The 20,997-nt window shown below is 57.5% G+C and carries 22 protein-coding genes and 1 pseudogene; 9 read left to right on the plus strand and 14 right to left on the minus strand.

Going from position 1 to position 20,997, the window contains the following annotated elements; all coding sequences use genetic code 11:
- Positions 1–10: 10 nt before the first annotated feature.
- The 3 genes from HKD28_RS10410 to HKD28_RS10420 are packed head-to-tail and all read right to left on the minus strand — an operon-like array spanning position 11 to position 1,605.
- Complete coding sequence (locus tag HKD28_RS10410; RefSeq protein ID WP_194268070.1) at positions 11–982, minus strand: phosphoadenosine phosphosulfate reductase domain-containing protein; 972 nt, start codon at positions 980–982, stop codon at positions 11–13.
- Complete coding sequence (locus tag HKD28_RS10415; protein ID WP_149026842.1) at positions 979–1,356, minus strand: hypothetical protein; 378 nt, start codon at positions 1,354–1,356, stop codon at positions 979–981. The genes HKD28_RS10410 and HKD28_RS10415 overlap by 4 nt, the downstream gene beginning before the upstream one ends.
- Before the next feature lie 54 nt (positions 1,357–1,410).
- Entirely contained in the window at positions 1,411–1,605 is a 195-nt protein-coding gene (locus HKD28_RS10420; protein WP_194268071.1) for a hypothetical protein, read from the minus strand.
- 168 nt (positions 1,606–1,773) lie between these two features.
- On the opposite strand from HKD28_RS10420, the pseudogene HKD28_RS16060 reads away from it, so the two are divergent.
- The 6 genes and pseudogenes from HKD28_RS16060 to HKD28_RS10450 form a co-directional block, all read left to right on the plus strand.
- Positions 1,774–2,067: pseudogene (locus HKD28_RS16060) on the plus strand (hypothetical protein); the annotation flags it as partial.
- A gap of 109 nt (positions 2,068–2,176) precedes the next feature.
- Entirely contained in the window at positions 2,177–2,845 is a 669-nt protein-coding gene (locus tag HKD28_RS10430; RefSeq protein ID WP_194268073.1) for a ParA family protein, read from the plus strand.
- A 503-nt stretch (positions 2,846–3,348) separates the two neighbouring features.
- A complete protein-coding gene (locus HKD28_RS10435; protein WP_194268074.1) occupies positions 3,349–4,140 on the plus strand; it encodes an ImuA family protein in 792 nt (263 codons plus the stop codon).
- Entirely contained in the window at positions 4,025–5,554 is a 1,530-nt protein-coding gene (locus tag HKD28_RS10440; RefSeq protein WP_235993409.1) for a Y-family DNA polymerase, read from the plus strand. The genes HKD28_RS10435 and HKD28_RS10440 overlap by 116 nt, the downstream gene beginning before the upstream one ends.
- Positions 5,554–5,787 carry a PDDEXK family nuclease gene (locus HKD28_RS10445; protein WP_194268075.1) on the plus strand — a complete coding sequence of 78 codons (234 nt, stop codon included), beginning with the start codon at positions 5,554–5,556 and terminating at the stop codon, positions 5,785–5,787. Before HKD28_RS10440 ends, HKD28_RS10445 begins: the two co-directional genes overlap by 1 nt.
- A 3-nt stretch (positions 5,788–5,790) precedes the next feature.
- Positions 5,791–8,931, plus strand: coding sequence for an error-prone DNA polymerase (locus HKD28_RS10450; protein WP_194268076.1), 3,141 nt, complete (start codon positions 5,791–5,793; stop codon positions 8,929–8,931).
- Positions 8,932–9,122: 191 nt separating this feature from the next.
- Here HKD28_RS10450 and HKD28_RS10455 read toward each other — a convergent pair whose 3' ends face one another.
- From HKD28_RS10455 to HKD28_RS10480, 6 genes are all read right to left on the minus strand, one after another.
- Entirely contained in the window at positions 9,123–9,527 is a 405-nt protein-coding gene (locus HKD28_RS10455; RefSeq protein ID WP_235993410.1) for a hypothetical protein, read from the minus strand.
- 353 nt (positions 9,528–9,880) lie between these two features.
- Positions 9,881–10,618: an arsenical resistance protein ArsH gene (gene arsH / locus HKD28_RS10460; protein WP_099287201.1), complete on the minus strand. Its 738-nt coding sequence runs from the start codon at positions 10,616–10,618 to the stop codon at positions 9,881–9,883.
- Positions 10,618–11,898, minus strand: a complete 1,281-nt coding sequence (locus tag HKD28_RS10465) for an arsenic transporter (RefSeq protein WP_457851966.1) — start codon at positions 11,896–11,898, stop codon at positions 10,618–10,620. Before HKD28_RS10465 ends, arsH begins: the two co-directional genes overlap by 1 nt.
- Positions 11,899–11,900: 2 nt before the next feature.
- The gene (gene arsC, locus HKD28_RS10470; RefSeq protein WP_194268078.1) at positions 11,901–12,329 is read right to left on the minus strand and encodes an arsenate reductase (glutaredoxin); all 429 of its coding nucleotides are present in this window, start codon (positions 12,327–12,329) and stop codon (positions 11,901–11,903) included.
- 11 nt (positions 12,330–12,340) lie between these two features.
- The gene (locus HKD28_RS10475) at positions 12,341–12,673 is read right to left on the minus strand and encodes an ArsR/SmtB family transcription factor (protein ID WP_194268079.1); all 333 of its coding nucleotides are present in this window, start codon (positions 12,671–12,673) and stop codon (positions 12,341–12,343) included.
- Between the two features lie 1,232 nt (positions 12,674–13,905).
- Positions 13,906–15,309 carry an aminotransferase-like domain-containing protein gene (locus tag HKD28_RS10480; RefSeq protein ID WP_194268080.1) on the minus strand — a complete coding sequence of 468 codons (1,404 nt, stop codon included), beginning with the start codon at positions 15,307–15,309 and terminating at the stop codon, positions 13,906–13,908.
- A 122-nt stretch (positions 15,310–15,431) separates the two neighbouring features.
- Between HKD28_RS10480 and HKD28_RS10485 the strand changes: the two genes are divergently transcribed.
- Positions 15,432–15,866 (plus strand): UrcA family protein, encoded by a 435-nt coding sequence (locus HKD28_RS10485; protein ID WP_194268081.1) that lies wholly within the window; start codon positions 15,432–15,434, stop codon positions 15,864–15,866.
- On the plus strand, positions 15,836–16,708 hold the full coding sequence (locus HKD28_RS10490) for a PhzF family phenazine biosynthesis protein (RefSeq protein ID WP_235993411.1): 873 nt from the start codon (positions 15,836–15,838) through the stop codon (positions 16,706–16,708). Before HKD28_RS10485 ends, HKD28_RS10490 begins: the two co-directional genes overlap by 31 nt.
- Before the next feature lie 74 nt (positions 16,709–16,782).
- On the opposite strand, the gene mazF is transcribed toward HKD28_RS10490, so the two are convergent.
- Together mazF and HKD28_RS10500 are read right to left on the minus strand one after the other, a co-directional pair.
- Positions 16,783–17,112, minus strand: coding sequence for an endoribonuclease MazF (gene mazF, locus HKD28_RS10495; RefSeq protein ID WP_194268082.1), 330 nt, complete (start codon positions 17,110–17,112; stop codon positions 16,783–16,785).
- Entirely contained in the window at positions 17,113–17,355 is a 243-nt protein-coding gene (locus tag HKD28_RS10500; RefSeq protein WP_194268083.1) for an AbrB/MazE/SpoVT family DNA-binding domain-containing protein, read from the minus strand.
- Between HKD28_RS10500 and HKD28_RS15760 the strand changes: the two genes are divergently transcribed.
- Entirely contained in the window at positions 17,355–17,771 is a 417-nt protein-coding gene (locus HKD28_RS15760) for a hypothetical protein (protein ID WP_235993412.1), read from the plus strand. The genes HKD28_RS10500 and HKD28_RS15760 overlap by 1 nt on opposite strands.
- Positions 17,772–17,972: 201 nt before the next feature.
- Here HKD28_RS15760 and HKD28_RS10510 read toward each other — a convergent pair whose 3' ends face one another.
- The 3 genes from HKD28_RS10510 to HKD28_RS10520 form a co-directional block, all read right to left on the minus strand.
- Entirely contained in the window at positions 17,973–18,896 is a 924-nt protein-coding gene (locus HKD28_RS10510; protein ID WP_194268084.1) for a replication protein RepA, read from the minus strand.
- A 562-nt stretch (positions 18,897–19,458) separates the two neighbouring features.
- The gene (locus tag HKD28_RS10515) at positions 19,459–20,160 is read right to left on the minus strand and encodes a segregation and condensation protein A (RefSeq protein WP_235993413.1); all 702 of its coding nucleotides are present in this window, start codon (positions 20,158–20,160) and stop codon (positions 19,459–19,461) included.
- Positions 20,161–20,209: 49 nt separating this feature from the next.
- Positions 20,210–20,995 (minus strand): hypothetical protein, encoded by a 786-nt coding sequence (locus HKD28_RS10520; protein ID WP_194268086.1) that lies wholly within the window; start codon positions 20,993–20,995, stop codon positions 20,210–20,212.
- Positions 20,996–20,997 lie beyond the last annotated feature (2 nt).

Below are 20,997 nucleotides of genomic sequence, written 5' to 3' on the forward strand. Positions count from 1 at the left end.
CTTCTTTTTTTCAGGCTGGCCCCCCGCCCTGCCCGAACGCTCCGGCCGGGATCTCCCAGGCTGGTGTGAAGACAGTCGGGATCGGACGCGACGAGAGGCACACGCGGGCCAGCTCGGGCGCTGCCAGGGCGGCGGCATACGGCCTGCCCTGCTCGGCGAGCTGCTCCAGCGACACGGTGCGCTTGATCGTGCAGCCGAACTGCTGCTCGTACTGCACGAGACGGTCAAAGCGGGCCGGATCGAGCCAGCGGATCGTTGCAAACTGCCGCACATCGCCAAAAATACAGGTGGCACAGGACAGTCTGGAGAAGCCGATGCGGTATGGCAGCGCCGGCATCACCTTCCAGCGTTTCAGGCTGTTCCAGACCTGCGCCTCGCTCCACTGGTGGACCGGCCGCCAGTGATCGACATGACGGCGACGTCGCGTGCCGTGCCGCGTATCCGTGCAGTGCGGCTCAAAGACGGCATAGCGGGCACGGTTTGGGCTTTCCCCGGCACGCTCGCCCGTTACGAACAGCGTGCGGCGGTGCAGGAAGCGGTCCTGGCCGCGTAGCGCGCGGTCGGCGACGTCGATCTTGGTGACACTGGAGCACCAGCGCGTCGTCAGGCTGGCGGAGACCTGGGGAAATCGCAGGCGCGTCCCGTTCGGCCCCTGCCCGTCTGCGCGGATCAGACCCTCAGGGCTTTCGAAAAGAACAGGGGCTGTCGGTGCATCCTTGCGGAGCATCTCCCGCTCGAAGCCGCCCTCGCGCCAGGAGCGATAGAGCGGCAGGCGAAAGTCCCGCGCCAGCGCGCTCACATAGGGCGAGGTGGAGGGCCAGTCCATGAAGGATGGCCCCTGCCCGTCCACCTCGTGGTGCCATAGTTCCAGGCGGCCCTTCGAGGCACCGGCTTCAAGGAGGGCAAGGAGACAGGCAATGCCGTCTTTTCCGCCCGATACGGCCACGATGATGCTGTCATACGACGTCAGATCCGGTGTCATGACACGAACCTGCTGACCGGGGCACCTGTCCGGACAGAGCGGCACATCAGAGCACTGGCGATCGGAGCGTCACGCAGGAGAAGCGGCTTCACATGCCGGTTGCCCCAGCTCAGGCCTTCGCAGCGTGAGAGGAGTCCAAGCTGGGTCGCTGCCTCATCCCGGCACGCGCAGACCCGCTCATTACCGCCCGCACTGCGACGGCAGGGCTCATGGGCTGGCGCGTTGCAGCCCGTACACGGGATCGTCAGAGCCGGATCACCGCCAGCCCAGTGCTCATTGCACTTGCGGCAGGACACCGGCTCCTGCGTATCGGTCCACCGCATGGGCGGCCGACCGCGTGGTGTTGGGACGTAAGGAAGATAATGACGGCGCATGATGCTCGATCCATTTCTGGTTTTTGAACATCGTCGCGTCCGGCTGGGGGCTGTTCAGACTGCAACAGTGCCGCGCAGCGGCAGGATCAACGCGGCCCGCAGCCACGCGCAGACGGCGCAGCCGGCGAGCATGGCGAGGACACGCGTTGACCCACCTGTTGCGGGCTGGGCAGCTTCCAGCCAGCCCTTTCTTCTATTACGCTTTCCTTCAATCTTTTCATTTCTGCCACCATCAAAACTACGATCCATTACCAATTTTTTCCGGTGTTATTCTGGTTTGTCATATATTGCCGGTTATAGATATATTACAGATTATGGAAACAATTCCGGTATTTCATTCAATACCGGTTATTATATTAACCTAGAGAGACTGATGCCTGTAATTGTGATGGCTCGTCCCAAAGGGGGGTAGGAAAATCAACCTGTGCCGTGCTCTTGGCTACAGAGTTTGCGCGAATGAACGCCGAAGTTACGGTTCTGGATTGCGACCCAAGCCACTCGCTTACACGTTGGGCTTCTCGAAGCATCCTATCTGGCATTCGCCTCGTATCAGACGTCGGCCGGTCCGAAATTGTTCAGACAATCAAAAGAGTGACTCCCAGTCAGCGCTTTCTTTCAATCCTTCCATGCTGCCATCCTCTAAACCGCTATGAACTACCGATTTTAGATTTTCAGGTATTTTCCCGGTTTGTTATATATTTCCGGTCATAGAATTAATTTAGGTTATTGATTTATTTCTGGTAATGCATATATTACAGATTACCGAAACGATTCCGGTGACTTATTTAATACCGGTTATTGTATTAATCTGGAGAGATTGATGCCCGTAATTGTGATGGCTAGTCCCAAGGGGGGAGTAGGAAAATCAACCTGTGCCGTGCTCTTGGCTACAGAGTTTGCGCGAATGCACGCCGAAGTTACGGTTCTGGATTGCGATCCAAACCACTCGCTTACACGTTGGGCTTCTCGAAGCATCCCATCTGGCATTCGCCTCGTATCAGACGTGGGCCGATCCGAAATTGTTCAGACAATCAAAAGAGCAGATGGCGACGGAAAAATCGTCATAGTTGATCTTGAAGGTGTTGCTTCACAACTTGTCAGTCGCGCCATATCTCAGGCTGACCTAGTGATTGTACCGATGCAGGCAACAGCATTGGACGCTGAGATTGGTTCGGAAGCCTTGGCTCTCGTAAGAGAAGAAGAGGATGCTCTCGGAAGAACGATCCGTCATGCTGTGGTGCTTACAAAAACAAGTGCCGCGATAAAAAGTCGCGTTCAGAAAGATCTTGAAAGCCAGCTCAAATCGGAAGGCATCGACCTCATACAACCGTCATTAGTCTCCAGGGCAGCCTTTTCTGAGCTATTTGCCTATGGGGGCGATTTGACATCAATGCTCGAAAATAAAGAGATGACGACAGGCGGAAAAGTGGACAAGGCCCTAGAAAACGCAAGGGGTTTTGCGGAGGCTGTATATGACCGGCTCAAATAGACTTGCTGGACTACGGGCACGTCCGAAAGACGAAAGCGTGCAGCAAACTAAGATAGTGGATGCTGTAGGGGAGGCTCATGGCTTCTTAGATCGCACCCCGCGACGTAAGCCTGGTCGGAAGCCCAGCCCTAGAACCTATCAGATTCACCCCAAAATCATGCCAGAGATTGGGGACGCGATAGCCGGTGAGGCCGAGCGTCTAGGCATCACGCAAGGCGCGCTGATCGAAATTATGTGGCGCTCCTACAGCAAACAAAAATAAGAAGATTATTATTAATACCGGAATTAATTATATTACCGGTATTAAATATATAATCTGAATTTAATCTAATACCGGTTTTATACCCTTTATTAGAAATCTGGTTTTGTCAGAGATGTTCCTGAAATGCCAAAAGTCGTGGTCTAACCTAGCCTCCTAAGACTCTTGGCAAGAGTACCTTCGATAATTTTCTTGCCTTAAGTCCTTTTTTGTTCTCTTTCTGTTCTCGTTAAGGAGAACATGAATGACAACGGACGCCCTGGCGCGACTGCGCGAGCAGGTCCGACGCCTGGAGCGTCGAAACCTGTCCCATTCCCATAGTGACACACTCGCCACAGGGCACTCTGCCGTCGATACCCATCTCGGCGGCGGCCTCAGGACCGGCAGCCTGCATGACTTTCTGATCTCTGATCCTCTGGAGATCGGGGCCAGTCTCGCCATGCTGCTGCCCATCCTGAAAGAGGGCAGGGGGCCGGTCTTCTGGATCAGCGATACACCGGCCGAATTGAATGTCTTGGGACTGCACCAGTCCGGTCTGTCCCAAGATACTCTGGTCTGCATTGAAACAGACACCACCGGCCTGCTCGCTGTCGCCGAAGACGTGTTGCGCGGACCAGAGCGCGCACTGGCCGTCATTACTGGCAGCCACGTTCCAACCCTCAAGGAAACCCGTCGCCTTAATCTGACTGTGGAGGCGAGTGGCAACACAGGCTTCTTCCTGCGTTCGGCACCCCTTGCGCGCGCTCCCGGGAAAGATCCCTGCGCGTGCGCCACGCGCTGGCGGATCCTCTCTCATCCCTCAGCACCACGAATGTTTCCGGGACTGGCCATGCCGCTTCCCGGTTCCCGACGCCTTTCTGCCGCGCTGCTGCGGGTGAGGGGAGGCCGCCCCGCTCACTGGATCCTTGACTGTACCGATCATGCGCCGCTTTCTCGCTCTCTGGATGCCCTTCTGGCGCACCGAGCGCCTTCAGCTCTCCCGTCCGGAAGACTTCCCGGCCGACAGGCCCCTGGTCGTGCACGCGCCAGCGCATAACCGTCAGACCATCACCGGTCTCAGTCCGGCCGCCCTCGCGGCGGGGCTGAGACAGGGACTGTCGCTGGCGCAGGCGCGCTCCCTGATGCCGGATCTTCTGACCGCAGAAGAAGACGCCGAAGCACAGAGGGTCGCGCTGACCGATCTGTGCTCCTGGCTGATCTGGCTGTCACCCCTGCCTGCGTTTGATGCTCCGGACGGCCTCTACAGCGATACCACCGGCTGCGCCCATCTTTATGGCGGCGAAGCGGCCATGCTGGATCTCGTCAGAGAACGCCTGAAGGCGAGGGGGCATTCCTGCTCCGTGGCGCTGAGCGATACGGCCGCTGCCTCACGCGCTCTGGCCCGCTCGGGGATCGACCGGATCTGTCTCGTGTCTTCCGGGCAGCAGAAAGAGGCCTTGCACCCGTTGCCCTGTTCAGCGCTTCCTTTGCCAGAAAAGACACTCTCCAGCCTCACCCGGCTCGGCCTGACCACCATTGGCGCCCTTGCAGATCTCCCACGCGCGCCTCTGGCCAAACGCTTTGGGGCAGAGCTTCTGACCTGCCTCGATGAGGCTCTGGGACGGCAGGTCCGCCCGCTCGGCGTCTTTCAGCCTGCGGACCGGATCTCCCTGACCCGGTCTCTGGTCGAGCCGATCAGCACGCCGGGGGCCATTGCCACAGTGATTGCAGCCCTTGTGCCGGTTGTCTGCGAAAAGCTGGTGGCACGCGGGGAGGGGGCGCGGCAGCTCGACCTTCTCTGTGTTCGCGTGGACGGATCCATCCAGGCCGTCCGCGTGGGGACGTCCGATCCGACGGCTGACATCACGCGTTTGACGCGCCTGCTGAAGGAGCAGATCCCGCAGATCGCACCCGAGTTCGGAATTGAAACCATCATCCTGACCGTCAGCGCAAGCGAGCCTTTGGAAGCCGGACCTGAGCACTCTGTCCTGCCGGACGAAGCAGGATCCTCTGAAACGGGCCTCCCGGCCTCTCTGATCGACCGGTTACTGAATCGTCCGGGCGTTGTTTCGGTTCACCAGCTCGCGCCCCAGTTTTCCGCCTGGCCAGAAGACGGACGGTCTCGCGTTTCTCCAGGCAACATGGCAAAACCGCCTTTCGCGAGCCAGATGCTCTGGGCGCGGCCGAACATTGTGTTCGATCTGCCCGTCCGGGTGCAGGTGACTGCCCTGCTTCCGGACGGTGCGCCCCGCCAGTTCGTCCTGAAACGACAGACGCATCGCATTGCTGCGGCCGATGGCCCCGAACGACTGCTGGGGGAATGGTGGCAGTCCGCCGAAAGCTACGGCGCAATCCGCGACTACTGGCAGGTCGAGACCACGACCGGCCTGCGCCTGTGGCTGTTTCGCAAAGGCGACGGAGTCCACGGCTGGTCCGGTTCGGGCGCGTGGTTTCTTCAGGGGATCTTCTGATGGACCCCCGTGATGATCTGATCCTGGCCAGCACCTCGGATGTGGCCGAAGTCCTGATGCACGCGCTGTGTTACGACGGACGCAGGCGCACGCATGATGCTGCCGAGTTGATGGCGCGTCTGGTGGCCGAACGGCTGGTCGCCTATCTCGAACGCTCCGGCTTCGTGGTCATGCGCGCTCCCACGAGTAACGTACCAGACAGCAGCCGGCACCCACATCCCCACAGGCGCTAGACCATGAGCGTGCCTTACGTCGAATTGCAAGTGACGTCCTCGTTTTCGTTCCTGCGCTCGGGCAGCCAGCCGGATGAGCTGATGTTCCAAGCGAAAGCCCTGGGCTATGACACGATCGGTCTGACCGACTGGAACACCGTGGCCGGGGTCATCCGCGCCCATCTGGCGGCGCGGGAGGCGGGTCTCCGCCTTTTGCCCGGATGCCGCCTCTCTTTGCGCGATGGCAGCGCGCTCCTGGTGTATCCGCGCAATCGTGCGGGCTGGGCAGGTCTGTGCCAGCTTCTGACCCTTGGCCATCACCGGGGCGAGCGGGACGTGTTTCTTCTGGGCTGGGAGGATCTCGTCGCCGCGGCCCCGGACCTCCTCCTGATCCTGTTGCCGCCCGAGGACCTGGCAGCGCTTCCCGGGCACGTTAAGAGCCTGCTGGATCTGCCCGGACAAAGGGCAGCCGAAGAAGAGAGCCGGTTTCTCGCGCTGACGATGCTCCGGCAGCCGGGAGATCTCGCGCGGCTTCACGCACTTGCGGCGTTCAGTGCGGCACAAGGTCTGGCCTGCGTTGTGACGGGGGATGTTCTCTACCACGATGCACGCCGGCACGTTCTTCAGGACGTGGTCACGGCGATCCGGGAAGGCTGCACCGTCGATGCTCTCGGCAACCGCCGTCACGTCCACGCCGATCGCCATCTGAAAGCCCCTGAAGAGCAGGCACGACTGTTTGCCGTCTTTCCTGACGCTCTGGCCAACACACGGCGAATTGCCGAGGCCTGCACGTTCAGTCTGGATGACCTGACGTACCAGTATCCGACCGAAGCCGAGAGATCGGGCGAAAGCGCGCAGGACACCCTGACACGCCTGGTCGAAGCCGCACTGCCGCGTCGCTATCCGGCCGGGGCGCCGCCTGAGGTCGAGGCGCAGATCGCCCATGAACTGAGGCTGATCGGCTCTCTGTCCTACGCACCGTATTTCCTGACCGTGAATACGATCGTGCGTCATGCCCGCTCACTCGGGATTGTCTGTCAGGGGCGCGGATCCGCCGCGAACTCGGCGGTCTGCTATGTTTTGGGCATCACGAGTATTGATCCGGTTCGCTCGGGCCTGCTGTTCGAGCGGTTCATCTCAGCCGAACGGCAGGAACCGCCCGACATCGACGTCGATTTCGAGAGTGACCGCCGAGAGGAAGTGATCCAGTGGATCTATCGTCACTATGGTCGCCATCGCGCGGCCCTGTGTGCGACCGTGCAGCGCTATCAGCCCAAAGGGGCGTTGCGCGAGGTCGGCAAGGTGCTGGGCCTGCCGGAGGACCTGACCGGCCAGCTTTCCAAACATATTGCCTCGTCCCTGCCGGATCCGGATCTTTGCAAGGCGCGCGCTGCCGACCTTGGCCTGAACCTGAAGGACAGACGCCTCAGCCTGACGTTTCATCTTGCCCGCCAGCTTCTCGGCTTCCCGCGCCAGCTTGGGACGCATCCGGGCGGATTTGTGCTGACCGAGGATCGCCTGGACGAGCTCGTGCCTCTGATGCCGACGGCCATGGACGGACGGCAGATCATCGTCTGGGACAAAGATGACATCGACGTTTTGCGGTTCATGAAAGTCGATGTCCTGGGTCTGGGGATGCTGGGCTGTCTGCGGCGAGGGTTCGAGCTGCTGCACACCGTGTATCAGACCCGTATGGATCTCGCTTCGATCCCGGCCGAGGATCCGCAGACCTATCGCATGATCCAGAAAGCGGACACACTCGGGACATTCCAGATCGAAAGCCGGGCGCAGATGTCCATGCTGCCGCGCATGAAGCCCCGGACTTTCTATGATCTGGTGATTCAGGTGGCGATTGTCCGGCCTGGTCCGATCCAGGGCGACATGGTGCATCCTTATCTCCGCCGAAGAGAGAAGCTGGAACCTGTCACCTATCCGTCCGAGACCCTACGCGGCATTCTCGGGAAAACCCTCGGTGTCCCGCTGTTCCAAGAGCAGGCCATGCAGGTGGCGATCCACTGCGCGGGCTTTACACCAGGCGAGGCGGACCAGCTCCGCCGTGCGATGGCGACGTTCAAAATGACAGGCGGGGTGTCACCGTTTCGGGACAAGCTGGTGAACGGGATGCTCGCCAATGGGTATGAGCAGGGGTTCGCCGAGCAGACCTTCGCGCAGCTCGAAGGTTTTGGCAGCTATGGCTTTCCGGAAAGCCATGCCGCCTCCTTTGCCCTGATTGCCTATGCGTCCGCCTGGATGAAACATCACTACCCGGATGTGTTCTGTGCAGCCCTGCTGAACAGCCAGCCCATGGGGTTTTATGCGCCGTCACAGATTGTTCAGGACGCGCAACGCCATGGCGTCGAGGTCCGGCCGATCTGTATCAATGCCTCACGATGGGATTGCACGCTGGAACGTAGCGGTACGTCTTTACGTAAAGCCGTAAGGATTGGCTTTCGCATGGTGCGGGGGCTTGCGAACGGCCATGGGGCCGCCCTAATCGCGTCTCGGATGCCGGATTACGAGAGTATTGACGATGTGTGGCGCCGTGCCGATGTGCCGGTCTCAGCCCTGGAATGTCTGGCGGAAGCAGATGCCTTCCGGGTGTTTGGACAGATGCGCCGTGCTGCACTCTGGTCGATCAAAGGGCTCGCGGACACGGCCCTGCCGTTGTTCGAAGCGGCGGACCGGGGTCGGAACTTTCCGCTGCCAGAAGCGATCGAGCCCGAGATTGCCCTGCCGCAGATGTCAGAGCGGGCCTCAGTGCATGAGGACTATCGGGCGACAGGACTCAGTCTGAACGGGCATCCTGTCGCATTCCTTCGAGACGGCTTACGAAAAGAGGGGGTCGTTCGTTGTGGGGATCTGCCGTACCTGCGGGATGGGCGCCGGATCCAGCTTACGGGTCTTGTGCTGATGCGGCAGAGGCCAGGGACGGCCAACGGCACCATGTTCGTCACGATCGAAGATGAAACCGGCACGGCCAATCTGATTGTCTGGAAGAATGTGCAGGAGACATACCGTCGTCCTCTTCTTGCGTCCCGGCTTCTGGCCTGTAAGGGGCGGCTACAGAAAGAGGGCGAGGTGATCCATGTCGTTGTGCTCAGTCTGGAAGACCGAACGCCTCAGCTTCAGGGATCGGAGCTACTGAAGGCACGGGACTTCCGATAGGAAGCGTAATCGGTTGGACCGATCTTTGTTTTTAGAATGAAGAAATTTCTGTTGGTGTTGAACCTGTGGACTTGTGGGCAGAACCGCGCCTGTGGTCAACCTGCAGGGCTGTCTATCAGGACGCGAGCGACCGTGAAACGGCTGTCCATAAGTCCACAGGATTTACGCACGTCGAAAGTCAAATCAGGACATCATTCATGCGGTTGTGACGGTGCCTCAAACTTTACGACTGAGACCCGGGCGTTCGAGTATGGCGTAGCGGACGGATCAGGATGCGTGATGATGTCTGAACCCGCAGCGGCGGCAAGCAGCGTGCCGAAATACGGATCGTTTTCTTCTGCGATCGAGAGGATCTCGTCCGCGCTTACCGGCGCTCCAAACTCTTTTCCGAGTTTGCTCAGGATATAATTGTTCAGCACCGCATGAATCATGAATGGCTGGTTCCGGAGAGACAGCAGAGCTAACAGATCCTCTGGCATGTTTTCGTCAGGCTCAGCCTCCATAACGGCATCCACGTTATCGAGCAGAACGTGCAGCACGACGCCATATATCGTGATCTCCAACACGCGCCGCCCACTGATCTCTGTATCGGTCATTTCTGATCCTCCTGTTTGATGACAGGAGGAGGGGAGCTGTCTCAAAAGGGGGAAAGCGGAATGTCGGCTTTGTGTAGGGCGATCGGTAAAACCGGACATGCACACGGACGACCCTCGCGAAGGCTTTCACCCCATTCCGATCGTTCAAATAAACCGTGAGACATTCTGAAAGCCGACATTTGCTCATGAATCAGCCAAGCGCCAGCTAATTGATTCAGTGTACGTGTTCGAATCCCACTTGGTCCGCCAGCCCCGCCGATTGTACGCTATACTACGCTACAGCGACCAAAACACCGCCAATCACCGTATCATTTGCCACGCTGATTTTTCAGTGGTTGTTCCCGTCGGTTCGTTCAGGTGAGTGCTATACTCGACAGGTCGGTAGCAGCATCAATCGGTGTGCCTGCTTCCTTTCGCTCCGAATATCGATCAACGAGTTGCGCGGCATGCGGACGAAGCAGCACGGTGAAGCGCACCAGCTCCTCCATCACGTCCACGATCCGGTCGTAATAGCTGGACGGCTTCATCCGGCCGGCGTCGTCAAACTCATTGAACGCCTTTGGGACCGACGACTGGTTGGGAATCGTCACCATCCGCATCCAGCGGCCGAGGACGCGCAGCGTGTTGACGCTGTTGAACGACTGCGATCCAGCCGACACCTGCATAACGGCGAGCGTGCGGCCCTGCGTTGGGCGCATCCCGCCCATCGACAGCGGAAGGTGATCGACTTGCAGCTTCATGATGCCGGTAATCTGGCCGTGCCGCTCGGGGCTGCACCACACATGCCCCTCAGACCACATCGAAAGATCGCGCAGCTCACGGACGGCCGGGTGATCGTCTCTTGTCACTTGATCGGGCAGCGGCAGCGTGGCGGGGTCAAAAATGCGCGTCTCGCAGCCGAAGAATTGCAGCAGGCGGGCCGCTTCCTCGATACAGAGACGCGAATAGGATCGTTCCCGTAAGGAGCCGTAGAGCAGCAAGATACGCGGCGGCGGATCACCAGAGCCCAGCCCGAGGGCGGGACGTTGGCGCGCATAACGCCGATCGAGCACGGGCAGATGATCGGGATCAGAGAGCGTGCGGAGCGGCATTACAGACTGAGTCTTATGGCGAGTGCGGCGAGCGTCATCAGCAGCACCGGAATCGTCAGCGTCGCGCCGACCTTGAAGTAATAGCCCCAGCCAATGCGGATGCCCTTCTGCCCGAGGACATGCAGCCACAGCAGCGTCGCGAGCGAGCCGATCGGCGTGATCTTCGGCCCGAGGTCGCAACCGATCACGTTGGCGTAGATCATCGCTTCCTTGATCGTGCCCGTGGCGTGCGTCGCGTCGATCGACAGCGCCCCCACCAGCACGGTCGGCATGTTGTTCATCACCGACGACAGCAGCGCGGCGATGATGCCGGTGCCGAACGCCGCGCCCCACACGCCGCCTTGCGTGGTGCGATCGAGCAGGCCGGCAAGATGATCGGTCAAGCCAGCATTCCGCAGGCCGTAGACGACCAGGTACATGCCGAGCGAGAAGATCACGATCTGCCACGGCGCGCTGGCCAGCACTTTGCGCGTCTGGATGACGTGGCCGCGCGCGGCGATGATGAGCAGGAGGACTGCGCCGGCAGCGGCTACGGCACTAACCGGCACGCCGATGGGTTCGAGCAGGAAGAAGCCGGCGAGCAGCAGGGCAAGAACGACCCAGCCCGCCTTGAACGTGGCATGGTCGCGGATCGCATCACCGGGCGCGTGGAGCTGCGCCACATCGTAGCTCGCCGGTATGTCGCGCCGGAAAAACAGCAGAAGCGAGACTAGCGTCGCCGCGATCGACGCGAGATCGACCGGCACCATCACCGAGGCATAATCGGCAAAGCCGATCCGGAAGACGTCGGCCGACACGATGTTGACGAGGTTGGAGACGATCAGCGGGAGACTGGTCGTATCGGCGATGAACCCTGCCGCCATCACGAACGCCAGCGTCGTCTTGTCCTTGTATCCCAGCGCGCGCAGCATCGCGATGACGATCGGCGTCAGGATCAGGGCCGCGCCATCATTGGCGAACAGCGAGGACACCGCCGCACCGAGCAGCACGATCAGCACGAATAGCCGGCGACCATGCCCCCCGCCCCAGCGCGCGACATGAAGTGCCGCCCATTCGAAAAATCCGGCTTCATCGAGCAACAGGCTGACGATGATGATCGCGACGAACGTTGCGGTCGCGTTCCAGACGATACCCCACACCACCGGCACGTCGGAGAACGAGACGACCCCGACGAGCAACGCGATCGCCGCTCCGACCAGCGCGCTCCAGCCGATGCCGAGGCCCTTGGGTTGCCAGATGACGAGCGCGATCGTGACGACGAAGGTAGCGAGGGCGAGCAGCATCAGGGGATGCGCTGACCCGAGACGTTCACGACCTTTTCGCCGTCTTCCTTGGTAAACGCCCCCTGTTGCGGCTCGGGCAGCAGATCAAGGACCGCTTCGGAAGGTCGGCACAGCTTTACGCCGAGCGGTGAGATGACCAGCGGCCGGTTGATGAGGACCGGATGCGCCATCATCGCGTCCACCAGTGCGTCGTCCGACAGCGACGTGTCGCCCAATCCCAGCTCCGCATAGGGCGTGCCCTTCTCACGCAGCAGATCGCGGGGCCTGATCCCGGCGCGATCGATCAGCTCGACCAGCAGCGCGCGCGAGGGCGGCGTCTTCAGATATTCGACCACATGCGGCTCGAGGCCGGCATTGCGGATCTTCGCCAGCGTGTTGCGCGACGTGCCGCACTCGGGGTTGTGATAGATCACGATATCGACGGCCACGGGGCGTCCTTTCAGCAGCAGGGGGTGAGTTCGGCCAGGAGCGGCGCGCACAGTTCAGACGAGCCGGCGCAGCAGTCTTTGACGAGGAACAGCGTTAGCGCGCGCAGCCCATCCAGATCGGCCCGGTAGATGATCGACCGACTATGCCGTTCGGAGCGCACAATGCCGGCGCGCGCGAGAATGCCGAGGTGCGCAGACATCGTGTTCTGCGGCACGTCGAGTTGGCGAGCAATTTCGCCAGCAGCCAGGCCGGCTGGTTCGTGGCGGACAAGCAGACGGAACACGTCGAGGCGCGTACCCTGAGCGAGCGCCCCAAAGGCGGCAATGGCAGCTTCTGATTCCATATATCCAGCATATTGGATATATTGGTCTCTGTGCAACTGTTTTTGATGGACGGGCCTTGATCGTCTTTAGAGCAGTTCCCTACGATCCGGGACCGATCAACACGGGCGATGCCGGTAATCATCACAGTGCGGCATTAGAGGGCTATAGCGTAGACGTAGTGCTCATCATCATTGGGCGTGGCCCGCGTGATGAGATTCGAACCTCGACTGGGTAGAATGCGGGTGCAAGTCCGCTATCCGTCTTTGCGGGAAGAGCGTTGGATGATGCATGTCCGCTACGCGGAAAACGACTCGAGCAAATGTATGTCTGAGAAGTAGGCGTAAACGGACCTGCTGCTTCCGCCTACATGTCGGACATCGCGGACGCAATATTCACCTTCGAAAAGCCGACATGAGTGTGGAACATGCGAAGCCAACGTTCGTCCTACCACTCCCATGCGCGGCTGGAGGTTCTTGCCGAAAGCTGCCGGATAGCTTCTGCCTGTCAAAAAGGAGGGAAATCGCGTGATCTCTATTTTGAAAAATTGAATTCAATAAACTATGAGTATTTTTGATTGCTTAAAACAAAAACATAACTCAGCATTGCCAGCATAAATATATAAGGGAAATCCTGTGCAAATATCTCCGTTCCAATTTAGTGTCGACTTAGGAACTGCCTGCTCCGTTTTGGGGGCATGTTTTTTTCAACAGGAGAAAATATTTAGTAAATCTTCATCGGAATGATATTAGTAAAGAATATCTTATTTACTCAAGAAAACTAATAGAATTCATATCGAAATTTGAACGTGTATATCAAGATCAATCTACGGTTTCAAATAATATCGATGCAGACCCAAATGATTTAATTCAGTTGGTTAATGAAATTATACTTTACTCCGATCTTGTGGCGATTCCAGCGCTAAAAATAAACAATGATAAAGTAAAGGTGATTGAGATGATAGAATTGGTAACCTCCTTAAGGAAATGGAACGAGAATTTCGTAGTTGGATTTATTGAGAAAAAACCATATTATATTAAGTATAAAGAACCCTGCAAAATAGTTGGCGAAATATATTCTGGAATACTAAAGTAATTTTTTGTTTAGGTGACTCATTCAGGCGGGTCGGAGTTGCTCCAACGAGTTATCTATCCGGTTGACGGCGACGTCCGCGTTGATGCTCTTTGCGCAAAAAGCGGACAGACCGTAATCCCTCCCTAAGCGCCTGTCCTACGCCATCAACGGGTACGCCGGGTCAGATGATTCCGTCCCGGTCGGCACTTCCGTGCCCGGTAACAACCGCCCTGATGATCGCGAGCGCGCGATCCAGTTCTTCCCTGCTTTCCGGGGCACCGAGACAGAGGCGCAGGCCGGTATCCGCCTGAGAGCAGACCGCAGACGCGTCAGGGGGCGTGACTTCCACACCGGCGCGCAGCAGTCGCGCGGTCACCCGTTCGGCGTTGAGCGCGGACATGGGCATCCAGGCATGAGGCGAATGCGAGGCGCCCGGTCGCGCAACAAGATCACCCAGTACGAAACGTGACTGATTCCACCGGGCTGTTGCTTCTGCCTGAACGGCCTGTGCGATGGCATCAATCCGGCCATCTTCGACCCACTGGCTGAACACCAGCGCTCCCAACGCAGGCGGGCAGTACCCCAGAGCCCGGATACCCCGCATGAGCCTTTCCCGTGGCAGATCGGGCGGAAGCGCCAGAAAGGCCAGACGGAAGCCCGGACAGATTCCTTTGGAGAGACTGGCAAGATACAATGTCCGTTCGGGCGCGTAGGACACGATCAGACGCGGGCGTTCGGAGTAAGCGTAGTAGGCATCGTCCTCCAGAATCAGCAGATCACGTGCTCTTGCGACAGCCGCGATCTCCTTCCGGCGCTGCTCCGACATGGTCCGGGTCGTCGGATTGTGAAGCGTCGGCAGCGTGAAGAGCAGACGACTGCCGGTTTCCGCTGCTGCCCGGTCAACAGCCTCGGGCAGCAGCCCTTCGTCATCCATCGGCAGGCCCCGCAATTTCAGGCCCAGATGGTCCGCCGCCATGCGTGCGCCGTAAAACGTCGAGGACTCACACAGAACGGTATCGCCTGGAGCGCAGAACGACGAGAAAACCAGTGCAATAGCGTGCTGGCCACCGTTGCACTGGATCAGATTTCCGGCGTCAAAATCCAGTCCGTAATGCCGTACGATCCATTGCGCCCCGGCTTCCCGGACATGTGCCAAACCCGCGCCCTGAATGTAATGGAGGGCAGGATCGAGCGCTCCACGCGCCATGAGTGCGGCCAAAGCAGCATTCAGGTCCGCCATCAGGGGAACGGGTGGTGGCGTATTGCACCGTAGGTCGATCGGTCCACTTCTGCTTTGTCCCGCGACAGAACCGCGCTCCATCGTGGGAACATCCGGGACGGCAGGTAATGCACCCCGTACGAACGATCCACGCCCGACGTGAGCGGACAAGAGCCCCCGCCGTTCTGCTTCCGCATAGGCTCGCGTCACGCTTCCTACGCTCACACCCAGCCGGAACGCCAGATCACGTTGGGGGGGCAGCTTTGTGCCGGGAACGAGCTGTCCCGTCTTGATATCCTGCGCCATGGCCAGGACAAGCCGCTCGTACAGTGGCATGGGGCCGGATTGAAGTTCGGGTTGCCACATATCCGGCTCCGTTAGTGTTATTGGAATAGGACAATATAGTGATTGAACTCTTTTGAGGAGTTGTCAATCTAGAACAATCGAATCGATTCGTCTTCATTGTACTATAACAATAAGGCCTTCTCATGTTGCAATCAGTCACGGACCTCGCACGCCTGCGACCTGAGGCAAGTATCTCCACACAGATCCCGGAAATGGTGAAAGCGTTGGGAGTGCTCAACGCAATCTTCACAGGGCTGTTGCTTCTCATGGCCATCCATAAACCTGCCTTGGCACAGGAGGCCGAAGACAGTCCGGATCCGGTCTATGTTTCCTATGTTCGTCAGGATCTGAGCGATCCTGCCAGAGCACGGCGCCTGCTGGTCAGGATCGACAGAGCCGCCCTGAAAGCCTGCGGAGCCATGGATGGTCTTTCCATTCCGACGCAGGAACTGATCATACGATCAGACTGCCATCATGAAACCTTTAACCGAACGGTGGCGGCCTTCCACAGCCCGGCACTGACCCATCTGGCCGGCGCAATCGATCCATGGATCGGCCCGACAACGCAGGAACCCTGACGATGGACCTCACTTTCAAGCAGGTGGACGTTTTTTCCGCCGAGCCCTTTCGGGGTAATCCTCTCGCTGTCATCGTTGGGGCGGATGGCCTGCCTGATGTCCAGATGGAGCAAATCGCGAACTGGACCAATCTCAGCGAGACGACCTTTCTTCTCAGGCCGACGCACCCGGATGCCGATTATCGTGTGCGGATCTTCACGCCACAGACTGAACTGCCTTTTGCCGGGCATCCAACGCTCGGAAGCGCATTCGTCTGGCAGTCTCTGGGAGGCACACCGAAATCCGATGCGATCATACAGGAATGCGGTGCGGGTCTTGTTCCGGTGTGCAGACAGGCCGAGCGACTTTCCTTTGCCGCTCCGCCAAGGCGCCGGAGCGGCCCTGTCGGACAGGATGATCTGACGCATGCTTTCACGGCTTTACGTCTGGCACCTGACGATATTCTCGATGCGCAATGGGCGGATAACGGCCCCGGCTGGATGGTCCTGCGACTGCGCAGCTGCGGGGACGTTCTGGCCGTTCAGCCGGACTGGCAGATGCTGAAGGGGCAGCGCGTGGGTATTGTCGGTGCGTGGGATCCCGTTCGTGACGGAACAAATGCCCAGTTTGAGGTAAGAGCCTTTGTCGGAGACGGACAGGGGTGGGAGGATCCGGTGACCGGAAGTCTCAATGCCGGGATTGCTCAATGGCTGATCGAAAGCGGCGTCGCACCAGCGCAGTATGTGGCAAGTCAGGGCGCCGCATTAGGAAGAGCCGGGCGCGTTTTCGTAGAGAAGGTCGATGACGATATCTGGATCGGTGGGGATGTCGTCACCCGCATTGCCGGGACGATCACCGTATAAGCAGTTGGAACCAGCGGGGGGCCTGTTCACTGTGACAGGGAAAGCGAAAAGGAAGCATTCCCTGTTTCGGGTTCTTACCCGATCAGAAGCCGAACTCGCTCGCGTACTGCTTCAAGTTCGCCTTCAGAAACCCGGCCTTTATGCTTTGCCCGTCTGGCACGCCAGTCAAGACTGCGAACCTGATCAGAGAGAACGACGCTTGTCGGTTCTCCTGCCAAGGGGACTTCAAAAGGATACCCTTTGACTTTTGTCGTTGTCGGGCAACAGACGATCATCCCGGATTTTTTGTTATAGCTTGTGGGAGACAGTACGACAGCCGGGCGATGTCCGGCCTGTTCACGCCCTGCCTGAGGATCAAACTCCAGCCAGACAATGTCTCCGCAGTCTGGCACCCACGCCGACATTTACCAAATCTCTCCACCGACTTCAGATCCAAAATTCACTTCACCATGGCGGTTATCATCCGTAATCGCAGCGGTCAGGGCTTCCAGAGAAAGGGTATCAGGTCGAACCGGCTGAATGATGATGCGCCCATCTTCTTCCCGGACATCAACAGCCTGGTTAACATGCAGGCGAACAGCTTCAAGGATATTGGCGGGCAAACGAATGGCGGCGCTGTTTCCCCATTTCCGAACGGTTCCAAGCATTGGATCTCTCCTATGTGTATCTACATAGTAGATACTATGTCAGTAAGCTCCGCTTCAAGCCGAAAATGGACAAATGTCCGCTTTTAGCGGATCAGACCTACGAAGCGGACATTCCGCAAGCCCCCCCTGATCTGCCTGTCTGCTCCGTGATGCAGGAGCAGACAGGCAGCAGTCGCCTACTTCCCGGCCGGTTAGATGCAGGCTACATGCTTCTCGAAAGCGGACGTTTACAGATAGTTCGGCTGACAAACATTGAGGGCCTGTATGACGATCTCACCAAATTCCTGATCGCTGGTGATTTCGAACTGAGTGACCGGACGAACCTGAAGGAACATCTTTTAAACGGAAAAACTCTTCTACTTGATCTCAGTAAGAGCGATTCTTTGCGAAAATTTTCTGATTGTTATCAGGATTAGCTTTCTTACATCGCTTGTAATGCGAAGGGCTATTGGGGCCTTTATGCCCCGCTCATTCGTCCTGATAGCTTTATTGCCTGGGCAAGCGATAATTCTTCAGATGATTCTAAAGCGATATAGGCATTATCCAAATTCCTTATTGTTTCGCCCAACAAGCAATATTTGGCCTTATCTTTATTTTCCGAATCAATAGGTATATATTTAACGCCCTAGTATACGTCTCTCTGGCACTGGAGGAGGGGAGGGGTATAGTATCAACCCTTTTTCCATATCAACATCTACGTGTGCTTCTGGATAAACAGAGAGGGCTAGTTTTAGTGGGCCTGTAATATCACGTTTGAAGTCACGCATACGCGCATATTCTGGTCCAAACTGCCCTTTGAAAGCATGCCACGAGATAGATACTGGTTCTTTGAGTATATGTAGCCTGTAAGCTAACCAAATATATGTATCTATCGCTTTTGATTTTCCGGATATTTGACGAATCGCTACTTCCCGAAGTGGCAGAGGGTGGTCAATCAAGCTTTCGTAAAAACTTTCGTCTAAACGAACAACTTCTCTCCAAAACGAAGGTTGATTTTCATCCTCTTGAATTGGAAAGATTGCATCCCGTACAAATGCCCCATTACTAACCATTTTCGCTCCATTGTGGACACGAAAAAATGTTAGCCTGCACTGACTTATTCTTTTTGCTTGGTCTCTTACGGAATTATAAGTTTTCCCACCAACAGTAATTCCCATTACTTTAAGCCAAGCATTCATCGAAGAGCCAAGTTCGACTTCACGAGATTGTGTTTTTACTGCTTGAGTTTGTAAATAGAGGAGAATCATACGAGCCATTGACCCGTATGGAATACCAACGGGAGTTTTGTCGTCGTTTAAGCCGCTTTCAATAAGAAGCTTGATTCCTCCGCCTTCACGTTCCCATACGGTTTCTTCAGTCTTTTTATGAGGCAGAGCAGCCATCGCAAAGCCCGAATGAGTGATGCCAATTTGTAAAGCTTCATCACTTAATACTTCATGAGCAGCATCGACACATACACGGCTTAGCTGCCCATCGAGAGACGCCTGTCGCCGAGCTTCATGGAGTCCATGGCGTTCAAGAAGGTTGTGTATTTCACCCATGAACGTGACTTTCCATGGCCGGCGATCGGGTGTCAATTTGGACTTTGCTCGCGGCCATTTCTCCACAGCATTCCTTTGGACTTCACTCGCCGTGGTTTGGACTCTGCTCGCATGATCTAGGAAGATTATTAGATATATCTATTAGATATGTGCGACCAGAGTCCAAGGGATAACCGCCATTATAGCGAGCAAAGTCCAAGAAATGAGCGAGGAGATCCCAAGGGATAACTGTTTTAAATTCAAATCGCTGTGGATTACCGCTGTCGGCAATGAGCGAGGAAAGTCCAAGAGGGCGCGAGAAGAGTCCAAAAGGTGTGAAAGAGGATGATGCGGACAGCGAGGGGGATAGAGCGAGAAGAGTCCAAACAACTGAGTGGCACATTAAGCTGGCCGTTCGGCGGTGCAAAAATTTCTCATCGTACCGTTTGAATAGAGAACCAAACATATTGATTCTAATGGCCTAATTTCTAAATGTAGGATAAAATTAGCCATAACTTCAGTGAGATATCGAAGATATTTCTGAAACCGCTGAGTGCGACAGTAAGCTTGCCGGGATAGCTAGTCAGGGACGATCAACTGCAAATGTTCGTGGCAGGTGCAACTGTCTAAGACATAATTCTCCTCGTTTTTCAAGTTCCAAAACGGCCGAAAGATGAGCAGCCCACTCGGCCTTGCGCTGGGTGAGGCTTTGAAGACTTCCTCGGGGAGAAAGACTAATCACGCCCTCGACAATATCCCACGTGCTCTCCGGATGGTCTCGAACCTTTTGCTGCCACCACGCCATGGCGTTCTGAACAGAAAGTCGGGGTTCGAAGGAGGGCTGGAAGATAGTCTCTGAAGGCACCAGCTTTGCCCGTCTACGGGACATTGATAAAAGCGCGTCCAGCAGATCCCGGATGAGGATTGAAGATATTGTCTCAGCAGGAGAACGCGAGAGGGGTAGTTTCCCGCGTCTAAAAACACTTTCGCCCAGCACAGGCCGAGTTTCAAAGTGCTCCACGGCTTGCAAAAGCGTCTCTTTTCGAAGCAGGTCCGGTTGGATCTGCTCGGCTGCTGAGTGGGCGGCAAGGTGCTCTTCAGTATCCTCTCGAAGTAGAAGAGCTGAGCGCATTTGAAGAAGGGTCGCTGCGAGAACAAGATCGTTGGCAGTCTGCTCAAGCGGACGGGTGTCGAACTGCTCTTCCACACAGATCAGAAACTGGTCGATGAGGTCAAGCAGCGGCAGGGTCCGAAGATCAAGCGCGCGACGGCGTACGGCCTGCAACAACGCGTCCAGCGGCCCCTGCCAGACGCCAACCTCCAGAAGGATGTCATCAGACATCGTAAAGCGGGCGGATGGAAATGCTGAGGTCGGGCCATTGGATTGCGATTGCCTGAAGGGCCGGCCAAGGCGTCCAGTCCGCGGACCAGAAAGAAACACTCCAATGGGTGAAGCTTCTCTTCGGATGCCCAGATATTTCTTCAACCTGCTGTAGTGGTCGTGAGGTTCCCCAGTGTTTCCACAACCATGCTTGTGTCGCGGGGGCGGTGGGGCCGAGAGAGAGAAGATCCAGAGGCAGCGGGCAGAGGGCGTTGAGGTCAAACGGGACGGCGCCGGTTCCTGCTTCCCGGGTAAGAAGTCCCTTTTGGCTTTGAACAATCTGATCGATCAAAGCGGTCGTCCGGACGTCCCCGACGAGAAAGATCCCTCTCAGATCTTCGGGGTTGGTGACATCTGGCCCCCAGGAGAGACGGCCAGTCCCCGCTGCCGCCGCCCGGAACCGGGCCAACCCGGCTTCCGGTCCTGTGACAGTCAAGACATGCGCCAGCCAGTCTGGCTGGGGATTGAAAAGGGGCGGAGAGGGAAGGACCCGCGGTTCTGCGAGCCCTGACCCCGAGATTGAAAACGCCGTGCCGCTCGCGGGTGGTCTGGGGGCATGGCGAGGAAACGGCAGACGGGTGGGAAGACGAAACCCGGCATCTGGTTCCTCATGCTCCGTCAGGGTCTGCTCACTGTAGCGGTGAGCAATCGGCCGCGCTTCGAGCTCCAGCCGATAAGCTTCCAGGCGTGCGACCGTGGCATCAACATCTGCGATAATCTCAGCAATCGTTTGGGGCACGA

Origin of the sequence: Gluconobacter cadivus (assembly GCF_015244745.1) — a bacterium.
GTDB lineage: Bacteria > Pseudomonadota > Alphaproteobacteria > Acetobacterales > Acetobacteraceae > Gluconobacter > Gluconobacter cadivus.